At 42.1% G+C, this 13,916-nt stretch carries 14 protein-coding genes; 10 read left to right on the forward strand and 4 right to left on the reverse strand.

All coding sequences use genetic code 11. The annotated features are described in order from the left end of the window. Positions 1–13 precede the first annotated feature (13 nt). Entirely contained in the window at positions 14–457 is a 444-nt protein-coding gene (locus tag DWZ93_RS08840) for an amino acid-binding protein (protein ID WP_118382199.1), read from the forward strand. A 232-nt stretch (positions 458–689) separates the two neighbouring features. Here the strand turns inward: DWZ93_RS08840 and DWZ93_RS08845 are convergent, their stop codons facing one another. Further along, entirely contained in the window at positions 690–890 is a 201-nt protein-coding gene (locus DWZ93_RS08845; RefSeq protein ID WP_118382200.1) for a cold-shock protein, read from the reverse strand. 232 nt (positions 891–1,122) lie between these two features. Here DWZ93_RS08845 and ptsP point away from each other — a divergent pair, with 232 nt between their 5' ends. Both ptsP and DWZ93_RS08855 read left to right on the forward strand, forming a co-directional pair. Beyond that, entirely contained in the window at positions 1,123–2,748 is a 1,626-nt protein-coding gene (gene ptsP, locus DWZ93_RS08850) for a phosphoenolpyruvate--protein phosphotransferase (protein ID WP_118382201.1), read from the forward strand. 119 nt (positions 2,749–2,867) lie between these two features. Beyond that, on the forward strand, positions 2,868–4,250 hold the full coding sequence (locus DWZ93_RS08855; protein ID WP_118452647.1) for an NCS2 family permease: 1,383 nt from the start codon (positions 2,868–2,870) through the stop codon (positions 4,248–4,250). A gap of 126 nt (positions 4,251–4,376) precedes the next feature. Here DWZ93_RS08855 and DWZ93_RS08860 read toward each other — a convergent pair whose 3' ends face one another. Beyond that, positions 4,377–4,943, reverse strand: coding sequence for a 5-formyltetrahydrofolate cyclo-ligase (locus DWZ93_RS08860; RefSeq protein ID WP_158574304.1), 567 nt, complete (start codon positions 4,941–4,943; stop codon positions 4,377–4,379). A gap of 148 nt (positions 4,944–5,091) precedes the next feature. Here DWZ93_RS08860 and DWZ93_RS08865 point away from each other — a divergent pair, with 148 nt between their 5' ends. The 3 genes from DWZ93_RS08865 (at position 5,092) to DWZ93_RS08875 (ending at position 7,929) form a co-directional block, all read left to right on the forward strand. Continuing rightward, on the forward strand, positions 5,092–5,829 hold the full coding sequence (locus DWZ93_RS08865; RefSeq protein WP_118382204.1) for an ABC transporter ATP-binding protein: 738 nt from the start codon (positions 5,092–5,094) through the stop codon (positions 5,827–5,829). After that, complete coding sequence (locus DWZ93_RS08870) at positions 5,829–6,752, forward strand: SufB/SufD family protein (RefSeq protein WP_118382205.1); 924 nt, start codon at positions 5,829–5,831, stop codon at positions 6,750–6,752. The genes DWZ93_RS08865 and DWZ93_RS08870 overlap by 1 nt, the downstream gene beginning before the upstream one ends. A 130-nt stretch (positions 6,753–6,882) precedes the next feature. Beyond that, positions 6,883–7,929, forward strand: a complete 1,047-nt coding sequence (locus tag DWZ93_RS08875) for an ABC transporter substrate-binding protein (RefSeq protein ID WP_118452740.1) — start codon at positions 6,883–6,885, stop codon at positions 7,927–7,929. Between the two features lie 38 nt (positions 7,930–7,967). Here the strand turns inward: DWZ93_RS08875 and DWZ93_RS08880 are convergent, their stop codons facing one another. Then, a complete protein-coding gene (locus DWZ93_RS08880; protein ID WP_243061239.1) occupies positions 7,968–8,225 on the reverse strand; it encodes a hypothetical protein in 258 nt (85 codons plus the stop codon). Positions 8,226–8,442: 217 nt separating this feature from the next. Here DWZ93_RS08880 and DWZ93_RS08885 point away from each other — a divergent pair, with 217 nt between their 5' ends. Next, the gene (locus DWZ93_RS08885; protein ID WP_118382255.1) at positions 8,443–8,760 is read left to right on the forward strand and encodes a YerC/YecD family TrpR-related protein; all 318 of its coding nucleotides are present in this window, start codon (positions 8,443–8,445) and stop codon (positions 8,758–8,760) included. A gap of 48 nt (positions 8,761–8,808) precedes the next feature. On the opposite strand, the gene DWZ93_RS08890 is transcribed toward DWZ93_RS08885, so the two are convergent. Continuing rightward, a complete protein-coding gene (locus DWZ93_RS08890) occupies positions 8,809–9,417 on the reverse strand; it encodes a DUF1836 domain-containing protein (protein ID WP_118452649.1) in 609 nt (202 codons plus the stop codon). Between the two features lie 201 nt (positions 9,418–9,618). On the opposite strand from DWZ93_RS08890, the gene glgB reads away from it, so the two are divergent. The 3 genes from glgB to DWZ93_RS08905 all read left to right on the forward strand — a co-directional run bounded on the left by glgB (position 9,619) and on the right by DWZ93_RS08905 (position 13,915). Continuing rightward, positions 9,619–11,487, forward strand: coding sequence for a 1,4-alpha-glucan branching protein GlgB (gene glgB / locus DWZ93_RS08895; RefSeq protein WP_118452650.1), 1,869 nt, complete (start codon positions 9,619–9,621; stop codon positions 11,485–11,487). A gap of 183 nt (positions 11,488–11,670) precedes the next feature. Beyond that, positions 11,671–12,204 carry a MarR family winged helix-turn-helix transcriptional regulator gene (locus tag DWZ93_RS08900; RefSeq protein WP_243061240.1) on the forward strand — a complete coding sequence of 178 codons (534 nt, stop codon included), beginning with the start codon at positions 11,671–11,673 and terminating at the stop codon, positions 12,202–12,204. Continuing rightward, positions 12,167–13,915, forward strand: coding sequence for an ABC transporter ATP-binding protein (locus tag DWZ93_RS08905; protein ID WP_118452651.1), 1,749 nt, complete (start codon positions 12,167–12,169; stop codon positions 13,913–13,915). The genes DWZ93_RS08900 and DWZ93_RS08905 overlap by 38 nt, the downstream gene beginning before the upstream one ends. The last annotated feature ends 1 nt before the right edge of the window (position 13,916 follow it).

The following is a 13,916-nucleotide window of genomic DNA, read 5'->3' on the forward strand; positions in this document are numbered from 1 at the left end:
AGGAAATGAGATTATGAGTATAAGTTATACAGTACAGCAGTTGTCTGTATTTTTGGAAAATAGAGCAGGACGTCTAGACGATGTGCTGAAAGTATTATCCGAAGGTGGAGTTAATATTGTAGCACTGAGCCTTGCAGATACCGCTGACTATGGCATGCTGCGTATGATTGTGTCCGATCCTCACAAGGGACGTGTGGTACTAAAAGAAGCAGGAATTACTGCAATGTTGACAGATGTGATTGCATTTCGTGTTGCGCATGCTACAGGATCCTTGTCCAAGGCAATGCATCAGTTGGTAGAAGGTGAGATCAATATTGAGTATATGTATGCGTTTGCTAATGGTATTGATGCGGCAGCGGTACTTAAGAGTGATGAGCCAGGCAGAGTCGTAGATATTCTGACAGGATGCGGATTCACTGTATATAGCGCAGACGAGGCATATAGCGCGAACGTATAAGCTAAGGAAGAGTCTGATATCATGGATTGTGATGGTCTACTGGATTTATCGATTCTACTTAGATAGATGAAAACAAAAAAAGAGGTGTCGCAGAATCATCTGAAAAATGATTGAGCGATGCCTCTTTTGCGCATTCGCATGTATGCTTTTACATATTAATTTAATCTTTACCTAAAAAGTCAATAAATTTATATAAATAAAAGGTACATTACCGATCTGAATGCGGTGCTGATTAACATTTAACAACGTTAACAGCCTGTGGTCCTTTGGCGCCATCTGTTACATCAAATTCAACAGCCTGACCTTCTTCTAATGATTTAAATCCATCCATAGCGATGCCTGAATAGTGTACAAACACATCGTTGCCGGATTCATCAGAAATGAAGCCGTAGCCTTTCTGATTATTAAACCACTTTACTGTACCCTTGCTCATTGCAATACCTCCATACTCCATAATATGATTTGAAAAACACCTATAGATACATTGAAAACAATCTATAGAAGATTCCAATTAACATTATCATGTATTACTAAAAAAGTCAACGAAAACACGTTGGAAAATGTGACAAATTAACAAGGTGATACAGTAAGGAAATATTGTTTTGCTTGACGCATTTTGCGACAGCGTGTAAAGTAAAGAGAGACACAAAAAAGGACGGTAGAATATGATTACATTGACTGGAAAAAAGGTGGCCGAAGGCATTGCAGTCGGAAGGCTTACCTTTTATAAAAGAGGAAAAAAAGAGATTCGCCGGATCTATGTAGAGGATGCAAAGAAGGAAGTTCTTCGATTTAAAAAAGCATGTGAGAAGGCAGTTCAGGAAATTAAAGAATTATATGCGGAAATGACCAGAGAGATTGGCGAGGCGAATGCGGCAATGTTTGAGATGCAGCTGATGGTTCTGGAAGATGTGGAGTATATTGACAGTGTCAATAATATTATTATGAACCAGAAGTTTAATGCAGAGTATGCAGTAAAAGAAGCAACGAACCGCTTTATTGAAAAATATGCACCGCGCGAGGCAAGTTATGTCAGAGGACATGAAGCAGATGTGCATGATGTGGCGACACGTATTTTGCGTATTCTGTCACGTGTCCGCAGGGAGAAACTTCTGACAGATGATACTTTTATCATGGCGTCCAGGGATCTGTATCCGAGTGAAGCAGCACAGCTTGATCGTAACAAAGTACTTGGTATTGTGACTATGTATGGGACGATTAATTCTCATACGGCTATGCTTGCGCGGACGAAAGAGATTCCGTCAGTTATCGGCATCGGTGAGGCATTAAAAAAAGAATACGAGGGTAAGATGGTCATTATTGATGGGTTTGAAGGCAAGGTATATATTGAGCCGGATCAGACGACAATGACCAAAATGCAGGAAAAGCAGAAGATGAATCAGCATAAGGCTGAGACATTGGAGCGCCTAAAAGGCAAGGAGAATGTAACGCAGAGCGGACAGAAGATTGATGTCAGCGCTAATATTACCAGCAAAGAAGATATTGAGAATGTGATTCGCAACGATGCCAATGGTGTTGGAATGTTTCGAAGTGAATTTATTTACATGGAATCCGGAAGCAGATTTCCGACGGAGGATCAGCAGTTCCAAATCTATAAGCTTGCCGCAGAATCTATGGGAACCAAACGTGTAGTAATCCGTACAGCAGATATCGGCGGTGAAAAGGCAGTAGACTGTATGGAGATTCTGGGAGAGAATAATCCGGTAATGGGGTATCGTGGTATCCGGGTGTCATTAGATAAGGAAGAGATGTTTAAGACACAGCTTCGAGCGATCCTTCGAGCATCGGTCTATGGCAATTTGGCAATTATGTTTCCGATGATCAGTTCAATTGAAGAAGCGATTGCTGCAAAGAATGTACTTGAAAAGGTAAAGCGTGAACTTTACGAAGAGAAGATTGCTTATGATGAGAATATCCAGGTGGGGGTAATGATTGAGACACCCGCAGCGGTTATGATCAGTGGAGAACTGGCAAGAGAGATGGATTTCTTCAGTCTGGGAACGAATGATTTGACACAGTATACACTGGCAATGGATCGTACTAATCGGAGAATTGCAGGATATTATAATCCAAAGCATCCAGCCCTGATTAAGATGATTCGTATTGTGGCGAATAATGTACATCTGGAAGGCAAGCGGATTAGTATCTGTGGTGATTTGGCAGCAGATTTGTCCATGACGGAGCAGTTTATTAATATGGGTATTGATGAACTGTCAGTAGCACCCTCTCAGATTCTTGCACTTCGTAAACATATCCGTGAATTGAAATAGTGCTTATAAATAGCAATAAGGATAACTAATGAACAGGTTCATTTACTTTATGGACCTGTTTTGTTATGCTAAATATATCTTATTTTTTGAACATGAGTGAGAGAAAAAGGAGGAGACACATGTTAGAAAAATTTTTCAAATTAAGTGAGAACGGTACGGATGTCAGAACTGAGATCGTTGCCGGTATTACAACATTCATGACAATGGCGTATATCCTAGCTGTCAATCCAAATGTCCTGTCGGCTACAGGTATGGATCACGGTGCTGTATTTACTGCAACTGCACTGGCATCTCTGATTGGTACACTGTTGATGGCACTGCTTGCAAATTATCCGTTTGCACTGGCTCCTGGTATGGGACTGAATGCATATTTTGCATACACAGTTGTACTGGGAATGGGCTATACATGGCAAATAGCTCTGACAGCCGTATTCGTAGAGGGTATTGTGTTTATTGTCTTATCCCTTACCAATGTGCGTGAGCAGATTTTTAATGCGATTCCAATGAATCTGAAGTCAGCCGTAAGTGTGGGTATTGGTTTGTTTATTGCATTTATCGGACTTCAGAATGCACACATTGTAATCGGTGGAGCAACTTTAGTAGAGCTGTTTTCACTGGATGGGTATAACTCATCAACAGGTCTGGAGGCAACTGCTTCTGATGTTGGTATTACGGTACTTCTTGCAATTATCGGTGTTGTGATCACTGGTATTCTGGTAATCAAAAATGTAAAGGGTAATATCCTGTGGGGTATCTTGATCACATGGCTTCTTGGCATTATCTGCCAGTTTACAGGTCTATATGTACCGAACCCGGATGTCAGCTGTTACAGTTTACTGCCAGATTTCAGCAACGGACTTTCTATCCCAAGTCTTGCACCGATTTTTGGCAAACTCCAGTTTGACGGTATATTTACATTGGACTTTGCAGTGGTTGTCTTTGCATTCCTGTTTGTAGATATGTTTGATACGATTGGAACGCTTATCGGGGTATCTTCTAAAGCTAATATGCTGGATGAAGAAGGTAAGCTTCCACAGATCAAGGGAGCACTCCTTGCAGATGCAATCGCAACAACTGCAGGAGCTGTACTTGGTACATCTACAACTACAACATTCGTGGAGAGTGCTTCTGGTGTAACAGAAGGTGGTAGAACAGGACTTACTGCGGTTACAACAGCAATCCTTTTCGGATTGTCACTGTTCCTGTCACCAATTTTCCTTGCAATTCCATCATTTGCAACAGCACCGGCTCTGATCATCGTAGGATTCTACATGCTGACCAATGTTGTTAATATTGATTTTAATGATATTGCAGAAGCAATTCCTTGCTATATCTGTATTCTGGCAATGCCGTTCTTCTACAGTATTTCAGAAGGTATCTCTATGGGAGTTATCTCATATGTAGCATTGAATTTGATTACCGGAAAGGTAAAAGATAAAAAGATCAGCGGTCTGATGTATGTACTGGCTGTACTGTTTATTCTGAAATATATCTTCCTGTAAGAAATAAAGAAAGCGAAGATAATTATAAGAGCATCCTGAATCGTGCTTGTGCGATAAAGGATGCTCTTTAATTTTTGGTATTACGGATGGGGGAGCCCGCATAGGATCAGAATTTTGACGACCGTTTTAGCGATAGATGGTATTTTCCGTAATCAGGATAGACACAGATTGATCATGTTCTTCACAGCTGACTTCGTCAAGTAGTAGCTGTTCTCTGCAGAGTGCCGCGGATGGAGCAGTAAGTTTAGCAAGTGTCCGGTCATAATACCCGCCACCATGTCCAAGCCGTCGTTTTTTGCGGTCGCATGAGAGGCAGGGAACGATAGCAAAGTCAATGTCAGCCAGATTTACCAGTGGACAGTGCTTAGCTGGTTCTGGAATGTTATAGAGTCCGGGAATCAGATCGTTAAATGATGTGATTTCATAAGGTTCCATGATACCTTTGTCAATGCAGCGCGGAACAGCAGTGCGTTTGCCGTCAGCCCAGGCTTGTTTAAGTAGTCTGCGTGTGTCCACTTCTTTTTTGACACTGACATAGCAGAAGATCATGGATGCATTCTGGTATTCTGGAAGAGTAATGATGGATTGGAAAATGTGCTGATCGGAGGAGTAACAATAAGTGAGTGTCGATTGTTGGAGGCGATTGCGTATCTCATTGCGCTGCGTTTTTTTATCACTAATATAGTTATTCATATTCATTTCCTGCCTTTCTGCTAATAGTATCTGGAGAAATATAAAAAATGTCAAGAGAATTTGCCAGTTGTGGGGTGTAAGTTGACAGATTCTTCCAGATAGAGTACAGTTCAAAGTGGAACAAATAATACAGATGAGGTGACAGACTATGTTAAAAGTAGACAACCTTACATTTGAAGTAAATGAAGAGGGTAAAAAACGCTGTCTGGTGGATCATATCAGTTTTCAGGTAGAAGATGGAGAGATGCTTGTTATAACTGGACCTAATGGCGGCGGCAAGTCAACGCTAGCTAAAGTGCTGGCAGGAATTGAAAAGGCAGATAGCGGAGAGGTTTTTCTGGATCAGGAGAATATAACAGAGTATGATATTGATCATCGTGCAAATGCAGGAATTGGTTATGCATTCCAGCAGCCGCCGAGATTTAAGGGTATGACTGTGAAGCGTATGCTGTCTCTTGCGGCAGGAAAGGAACTGACAGAAGAAGAAAGCTGCAGACTTCTGTCTTCTGTAGGTCTATGCTCGGCAGACTACATGAACCGTCAGATGGATGGTACATTGTCCGGTGGAGAAATGAAACGTCTGGAGATTGCAACTGTGCTTGCTAAGGCACATAAAGTCAGCATTTTTGATGAACCGGAAGCAGGAATTGATTTGTGGAGTTTTTCGATGTTGATCAAACGTTTTGAAGAGATCCATCAGGAAAAGAAAGAATGTCTGATTTTGATTTCGCACCAGGAGAGAATTATCCGAATGGCAGATAAGATTATGGTGATTGAAGATGGAAAAGTAAAGCAGTTTGGTAAGAGCGAAGATGTTCTTCCAAGCCTGTTTCAGCAGGAAAAATGTCAGAAATGCGTAACAGGTATGGAAGGAGGTGCTTGCTAATGGTACAGTTAGATGCAACGACACAGGAAGTATTGAATCGGATCAGTGAAGAATTTGCACAGAAGGGTGCTTATAATCTCCGACAGAATGGAGTCGCATTGTGTCATGGAGACAGTGAGCATATCAAGATTCGTAAGAAAGAGGACAAACCGGGGATTGATATTCTGATCGATGGAGATACCAAAGGAGAAAGGGTATTTATTCCTGTTGTGGTCAGTGTATCGGGAATGACAGACCTGGTCTACAATGATTTCTATGTGGCAGACGGCGCAGATGTAACGATCGTGGCGGGCTGTGGCATTCATAACAGTGGCTGCAATGAAAGCCGTCATGATGGCATTCATACCTTTCATATTGGAGAAAATGCAAATGTAAAATATGAGGAGAAGCATTATGGAGAAGGTAATGGTACTGGAAGTCGTGTGCTGAATCCTGTGACAAATATTGAGGTTGGCCGGAATTCGGTATTTACTATGGACACTGCACAGATTAAAGGTGTGGACTCTACTGTGCGTGAGACGAATGTTGAACTGGCGGAGGGTGCAAAACTCTATGTATTGGAGAAGCTGATGACAGACGGAGAACAGAAGGCAGAATCTAATATTGAGGTGTGTCTGGAGGGTAGCGGCTCATCAGCACAGATCGTATCACGCTCCGTCTGTAAGGGGCATTCTCTACAGACATTCCATCCAAAAGCTGTGGGAAGAAATAAATGCCATGCACATATTCAGTGTGATTCCATCATTATGGACCAGGCGCATGTAGGATCTATTCCTGAGATTCAGGCAGAGCATGTGGATGCGGCAATTATACATGAGGCTGCGATTGGCAGAATTAATGATGAACAGCTCTTGAAGCTCCGTACATTAGGAATGACAGAAGCGGAAGCGGAAAATGTAATTATCGAGAATTTCCTGAGTTAGGTATATGCAGAAAAGCTTTGTCTTAAAAGGACAGAGCTTTTGTGTTATATAAGGGTTCGTCATGCAGAAAAGCACAAATGATAAGAATCAGCATATGGTAAACGAGAAGTTTATTTTACGGGAGGTTCTTATGAAAAAGAAATTGCTTTCTTTGTTGTTGGCATCAGCGATGGTGGTTAGCATGGTATGTGCCTGTGGTTCTGATAAATCTTCGGAGCTCAGTCAGACAGTAAAAGATACAAAAGAAACAGAAGAGAAGAAATTAGTGTCTGTAACGTTGAATGAGGTGGCACATTCTATCTTTTATGCTCCGATGTATGTGGCGATTGAAGAAGGATATTTTGAGGATGAAGGCATTGACCTGACGCTGATTACTGGCTTTGGAGCTGACAAGACGATGACTGCAGTAATCTCCGGGGAAGCAGATATCGGTTTTATGGGTTCGGAGGCGTCCATTTATACCTACAATGAGGGTGCGAAAGATTATGTGGTGAATTTTGCACAGCTTACTCAGCGGGCCGGTAATTTCCTTGTGGCACGAGACAATGAACCAGATTTTAAATGGGAAGACCTGAAAGGTAAGGATGTAATCGGTGGCAGAAAAGGTGGTATGCCGGAAATGGTATTTGAGTATATTCTGCGTCAGAATGGCATTGAACCATCGAAAGTAAATATTGATCAGAGCATCGATTTTGGATCTACTGCAGCAGCATTTGCGGGGGATCAGTCAAAATATGATTATACGGTGGAATTTGAACCAAGTGCGACTGCATTGGAGACGGAGGGCAAGGGCTATGTAGTAGCATCACTTGGTACGGATAGCGGCTATGTGCCATACACTGCATTTTCAGCGAAGAAGAGCTATTTGGATCAGAATCCGGAAGTGATTCAGGGGTTTGTAAATGCACTTCAAAAGGGCATGGATTATGTGCAGGCTCATTCACCGGAAGAGATTGCAAAGGTGATCGCACCACAGTTTGATGAGACAGATTTGGAGACAATTACAAAGATTGTGACCAGATATTATGAGCAGGATACCTGGAAAGCAGATCTGGTCTTTGAAGAAGACAGCTTTGATCTGCTACAGGATATTCTGGAAGATGCAGGCGAACTGACTGAACGTGCACCTTACAAAGATCTTGTGACCACAGAATTTGCCGAGAAAGCAATACAGTAATAGACTGAAAAAGAACTATAGCATACAAAAGGCGGATGTCAGGAGTCCGCCTTTTTCCTGTGGTGAGTAGATTTCATGACTGGTGGCTGATAGTGATAGACGTCTTCGTAGGATTCCAGTTCTGCTTTGCTCTGTGGAGCAGAAGGAATTAATCCGGTGCAGTCCTGCGTAGATGCAGAATTGGCGAGATAATCATAGGAATCAATGATTTTCTGATTGTGCATTTGACCGGACTTCTGGTCAGATGAAATGGAGTGAGTAGATTTGGTGATGTTCGATTTGGTATGTGGCTTCATAATAAGACCTCCTGGTTTTCTGAATTGAAAGTATGTTTAGTATGTGTCGGGAAAACATTTTCTATGTTATACTGAATGAAGAAAATGTAATATCAGAGAAAGAAAGGTATAAACATAAGTATATTCTGGCTTTTTATAAGGATAACTATGGACTTTACAAATTTAGTGTGCTAAAATGTAATAGTCATGAAGTCTGATATGAAGGAGATAATTATTTATGAGTAAGAAGATCAGAACCGAAGCGGTAGACTATCTCTTTAAGGCAATCTTAAGCCTGCAGGATAAAGAAGAGTGTTATATATTTTTTGAAGACATCTGTACGATTAATGAGTTATTATCATTGTCGCAGAGATTTGAAGTGGCGAAGATGCTGAGAGAGCAGAAGACATATCTGGAGATTGCAGACAAGACCGGTGCATCGACCGCAACGATCAGCCGCGTAAATCGATCGCTGAATTATGGCAATGACGGATATGACATGGTATTTGAGCGAATTAATAAAGAGAATGAAAAAGAAGAAGGAGACGGCGAATAAGCTGTCTCCTTTGTATAAGTGCGGATGTCAGAGAATACTTCTGGCATCCTATTTTTTATTTTTATGTGTCGGCTCCGGCATCTGGTCGATGAGTTTTTCGATTACCTGTTTTTTTACGTAGACATCGAAAGCCAGGCTGCAGATAAATGAATAGAGTTGCAGATCTTTCTGTTCGCTTTCCGGCATATTGGTAAATGTCTCCAGTGAATCACGGTATTTTCTTGCGATATCTTTGGCTGTGACATCAATCCTGTTTTTCTCAAATTCGCATACTTCTTTGTATATATCGGTCATGGAGAGACCTTCATCATTTCCGAAATATTTCTCCGTCATCGGTGCAAATAAGGTCTCTATATCTTTAATTGATAGAAGATTCTTAAAGTAGTAAATAAATATGAGCATCAGCATGTGCTCGCGAGTATACTTTTTCTTAACCGGGGGCGGAAGCAGATTATTCTTCGCATAGTTATTGATCATCGTCTTGGTCAGAATCTTGTCATTAGGGTAACGTTTGGTACGTTCCAGACCCTCTTCCATAAATGTAGTAACCTGATCCATATACAGGTCAATATTCGGAATATCTTCCGGTTTAATATAATCAATTCTGGAAATGCTGTTCAGAATGCTGTTCAGCATATCTTTTTTATCAATCGTCATTATAATCACCTCAATATGGATATTATATAGTATCGAAAACCATATGACAAGCGAAATTTTGTTTATCGTCCGATGAAACCAGACACAGACACGGAAATATATAAATTAGACACAGGTGAAGAAATGATGGTGGAAAATGAATCTTATCTATTATATGATGATAGTAGATTCTTAGGGATGTTGTATGAATGGAGAGATTATATGGATTTGTATGGATATTACACAGGGAAAATATTTGATACGTATCGTTATCTGGGATGTTCATTCGAGGGGGACACAGCGGTATTTCGAACATTTGCGCCAGCCGCAATGCGCGTAGCGGTAATCGGAGAATTTAACGGCTGGCAGGAGTGGGAGATGTATCAGGGATATGACCAGAACTTCTGGGAATGCAGGATTCCAGGTGTGAAGGAAGGACAGATGTACAAGTATCGGATCTACACTCAGAATGGCAGTGTGATCGATCACTGCGATCCTTATGGTTATGAGATGGAGCTGCGTCCGAATAATGCGACACTTGTACGGAAGATGCAGGGATATAAGTTCCATGATCAGAAATGGATGAAGAAACGGACAGACTGCCGGGAGACACCGTTGAATATTTATGAAGTACATGTGGGTTCTTGGAAACGGAATAAAAGGGATGAGAATGGTTGGTATCGGTATGATGAATTTGCTGATCTATTGATTCCATATTTGAAGGAAAATGGGTATAACTATATCGAAGTAATGCCGTTAAATGAACATCCGTGTGATGAATCCTGGGGATATCAGGCGACAGGATTCTATGCACCGACGTCCAGATATGGAACAGCAAAGGATCTGAAGAAGATGGTGGATAAGCTGCATCAGGCGGACATTGGAATCATTCTGGACTTTGTGCCAGTGCATTTTGCAGTAGATGGATATGCGCTGGCCAATTACGATGGCACACCTCTGTATGAATATCCGCATCAGGATGTAGGACAGAGTGAATGGGGAAGCTGTAATTTTAATCATTCCAGAGGCGAGGTGCGAAGTTTCCTTCAATCCTGTGCGAATTACTGGCTGGAGGAGTATCATATGGACGGACTGCGTATGGATGCCATCAGCAATCTGATCTACTGGCAGGGCAATAAAGACCGTGGCGTGAACCGGGACGGTGTAGAATTTCTACGCCATATGAACCAGGGACTCAAAGAACGACATCCGGGAATACTTCTGGTAGCGGAGGATTCATCAGCATATGCAAATGTAACCAAGGCAGTATGGGAAGGTGGATTGGGATTCGATTATAAATGGGATATGGGTTGGATGAATGACACGCTGGATTATTTTCGGACAGATCCGTTATTCCGTGGTGGCGCATATCATAAGCTGACATTTTCTATGATGTATTATCCGGAGGAGAATTATCTCCTTCCACTGTCACATGACGAAGTTGTGCATGGCAAAGCTACAATTGCCCAGAAAATGCATGGCGAATATGAGCAGAAGTTTCCGCAGGCAAGAGCGCTAGCCATGTATATGTATGCGCATCCGGGTAAGAAATTGAACTTCATGGGCAATGAGCTGGGACAGCTCAGGGAATGGGATGAGAAGCGGGAATTGGATTGGGATATTTTGAAATATCCAATCCATGACAGTTTTCAAAGATTCATGAAAGAGTTGAACTTACTGTATCTGAAGCATCCGGCATTCTGGAAATGGGATTACCGGTCAGAGGGATTCCGATGGCTCGACTGCCATCAGGAGAGCAGGTGTATCTATGCAATGGAGCGTAGTAGCGGAGATGAGAAGATTATTGCAGTGTTTAATTTCTCTGGTATTGAGCAGAAGGATTATTTCTTTAAAACAGAAGAGGGCACCTATGATATTCTGTTAAGCAGTAATTGGGATATTTATGGTGGTACAGAGAAAAAGAAGAAGAGTATCCGGACGAAGATTGGAGGGTTGCATCTTGATTTGCCTGCGGAGAGCGCAGTGTATCTGAAAAAGCATGTGACCGCACCTAGAAAGACATCCGTGTCTGAAAGGCAGAAGACAGCATTGGCAAAACAGACATTATCTACAAAGAAGACGAAGAAATAAAGAAACTTATAGAGACAGTGGATCAGAAATAGGTCCGCTGTTTTTGTTTTGAAACAGTTAAAACAATACTTGACTATTTAAAATAATGGATTTAAAATAATGTTCAATGTCTAATTGTTAGACAACGAACAATTAGGAGACTAACAGAAATGAAGGAAGACGATATAGAGAAGGGGTGGTGTTATGCACAATTGTGAATGTGGAAAATTTGAAGAAATTACCAGAGATGTTCCGCTGGGACCGATGATCCATCAGATAGATCGTCTGATGTTTCGTAACTTGAGTTCTCGTGTGCGTGCGGAAGGTCTGGATGAAGTAACACTGATGCATGGCTGGATCATGCGATATCTGTATGAGAACAGAGGCAGGGTGATCTGTCAGAAGGATATTGAGCATACATTTGATATCCGAAGATCTACAGTAACCAATATTATACAGCTGATGGAGAAGAAGGGATATGTAGAGCGCAGATCCGTACCGGGAGATGCCAGACTAAAGTGTGTCAGTCTGACGGCAAAAGGTGAGGAGAATCATTTGCAGATGGAACACCTGATTTCAATGTTGGAAAAAGAACAGGTGATAGATATTACAGAAGAAGAACTGGACAGTCTGTATCGAATCATGACGAAAATCAAGAAGAATCTGATACGAATACAGGTTGGTGGAGAGGAGGAAGAATATGCTTCGGACAATTTTGAAAGAAGTGAAAGAATTTAAACGTGCATCGATCGCAACGCCAATTTATATGATCCTGGAAGTATTGATGGAAATGCTTATTCCGTTTCTGATGGCATCAATCATTGATCAGGGAGTGAATGCGGGAAATATCCATCATATATACAAAGTAGGCGGGCTGATGATTGTAGCAGCACTGTTGGGACTGCTTGCCGGTATGGCAGGCGGACGTTACGGTGCGAAGGCCAGTGCGGGACTTGCTAGAAACTTGCGGGAGGCAATGTTTAATAACATTCAGACATTTTCATTTGCAAATATTGACCGTTTCAGCACAGCAGGTCTGGTGACTCGTCTGACGACAGATGTTACCAATATTCAGAACGCATACCAGATGTCGCTGCGTATGTCCATGCGTGCACCGGCAAGCATTATCTGCGCCATGACGATGGCATTTTTAATCAATAGAAGACTTGCAAGCATTTACCTTTGTGCGGTCATTATCCTTGGCGTGATTTTATTCTGTCTGATCCGCCATGCGACCAAATATTTTCAGATGGCATTTCCGAAATACGATGAGTTAAATGCATCGGTTCAGGAAAATGTATCCGGAATTCGGGTGGTTAAGGCATACGTAAGAGAAGGTGAAGAGACCACAAAGTTTCAGAAAGCAAGTGAGAATATCTATAAGATCTTTGTACGTGCGGAGAAGAACGTAATTCTTAACGCACCGCTGATGCAGACGACTGTATATACCTGTATTCTGCTGATCAGTTGGCTGGGTGCTAAGATGATCGTGTCGAATTCACTGACCACAGGCGAACTGATGAGTCTGTTAGCATACTGCATGAATATTCTGATGAGTCTGATGATGCTGTCGATGGTATTTGTCATGCTTTCCATGAGTGTGGCAAGTGTACGCCGAGTGGCAGAAGTATTAAATGAGACCAGTACATTAAAGAATCCGGAGCAGCCGGTCATGGAAGTGCCGAATGGTACAATTGAATTTAAACATGTGGATTTTGCATATTTCAAAGACAGTGAGACTCCGGTATTGAAAGACATTAATCTGTCGATCAAGTCCGGTGAGACTATCGGTATTCTGGGAGCGACCGGAAGTGCCAAGACCAGTCTGGTCAATCTGATCAGCCGTCTCTACGATGTGACGAACGGTGAATTGATCGTAGGCGGTCACAACGTAAAGGATTATGCTATGGAAGTCCTGCGTAATCAGGTATCCGTGGTACTTCAGAATAATGTATTGTTTTCCGGAACGATCCTTGAGAATCTGCGGTGGGGTGATAAGGACGCCAGTGAAGAAGAATGCATCCGTGCATGCAAGTTAGCCTGCGCCGATGAATTTATCCAGCGCTTTCCAGATGGATATAACACCTACATAGAGCAGGGCGGAAGTAACGTATCCGGTGGTCAGAAACAGCGTCTGTGTATTGCAAGAGCATTGCTTAAGAAGCCGAAGATTCTGATTCTGGATGACAGTACCAGTGCAGTAGATACGGCAACAGATGCAAACATCCGGCGGGCATTCCGTGAAGAGATCCCGAATACGACGAAGATTATCATTTCCCAGCGCATTTCCAGTCTTCAGGATGCAGACCGTATCATCGTGTTAAATGAAGGATGTATAGATGGATTTGCTTCTCATGAGGAACTGGCGGAGACGAATGAGATCTATCGCGAAATTTACGAGTCGCAGACACAGGGCGGCGGAGATTTTGATGAAAAGGCAGGTGAGTAAG

It is taken from the genome of Dorea sp. AF36-15AT (assembly GCF_003477705.1).
In the GTDB taxonomy this organism is placed as follows: Bacteria; Bacillota; Clostridia; order Lachnospirales; family Lachnospiraceae; genus Claveliimonas; species Claveliimonas ammoniilytica.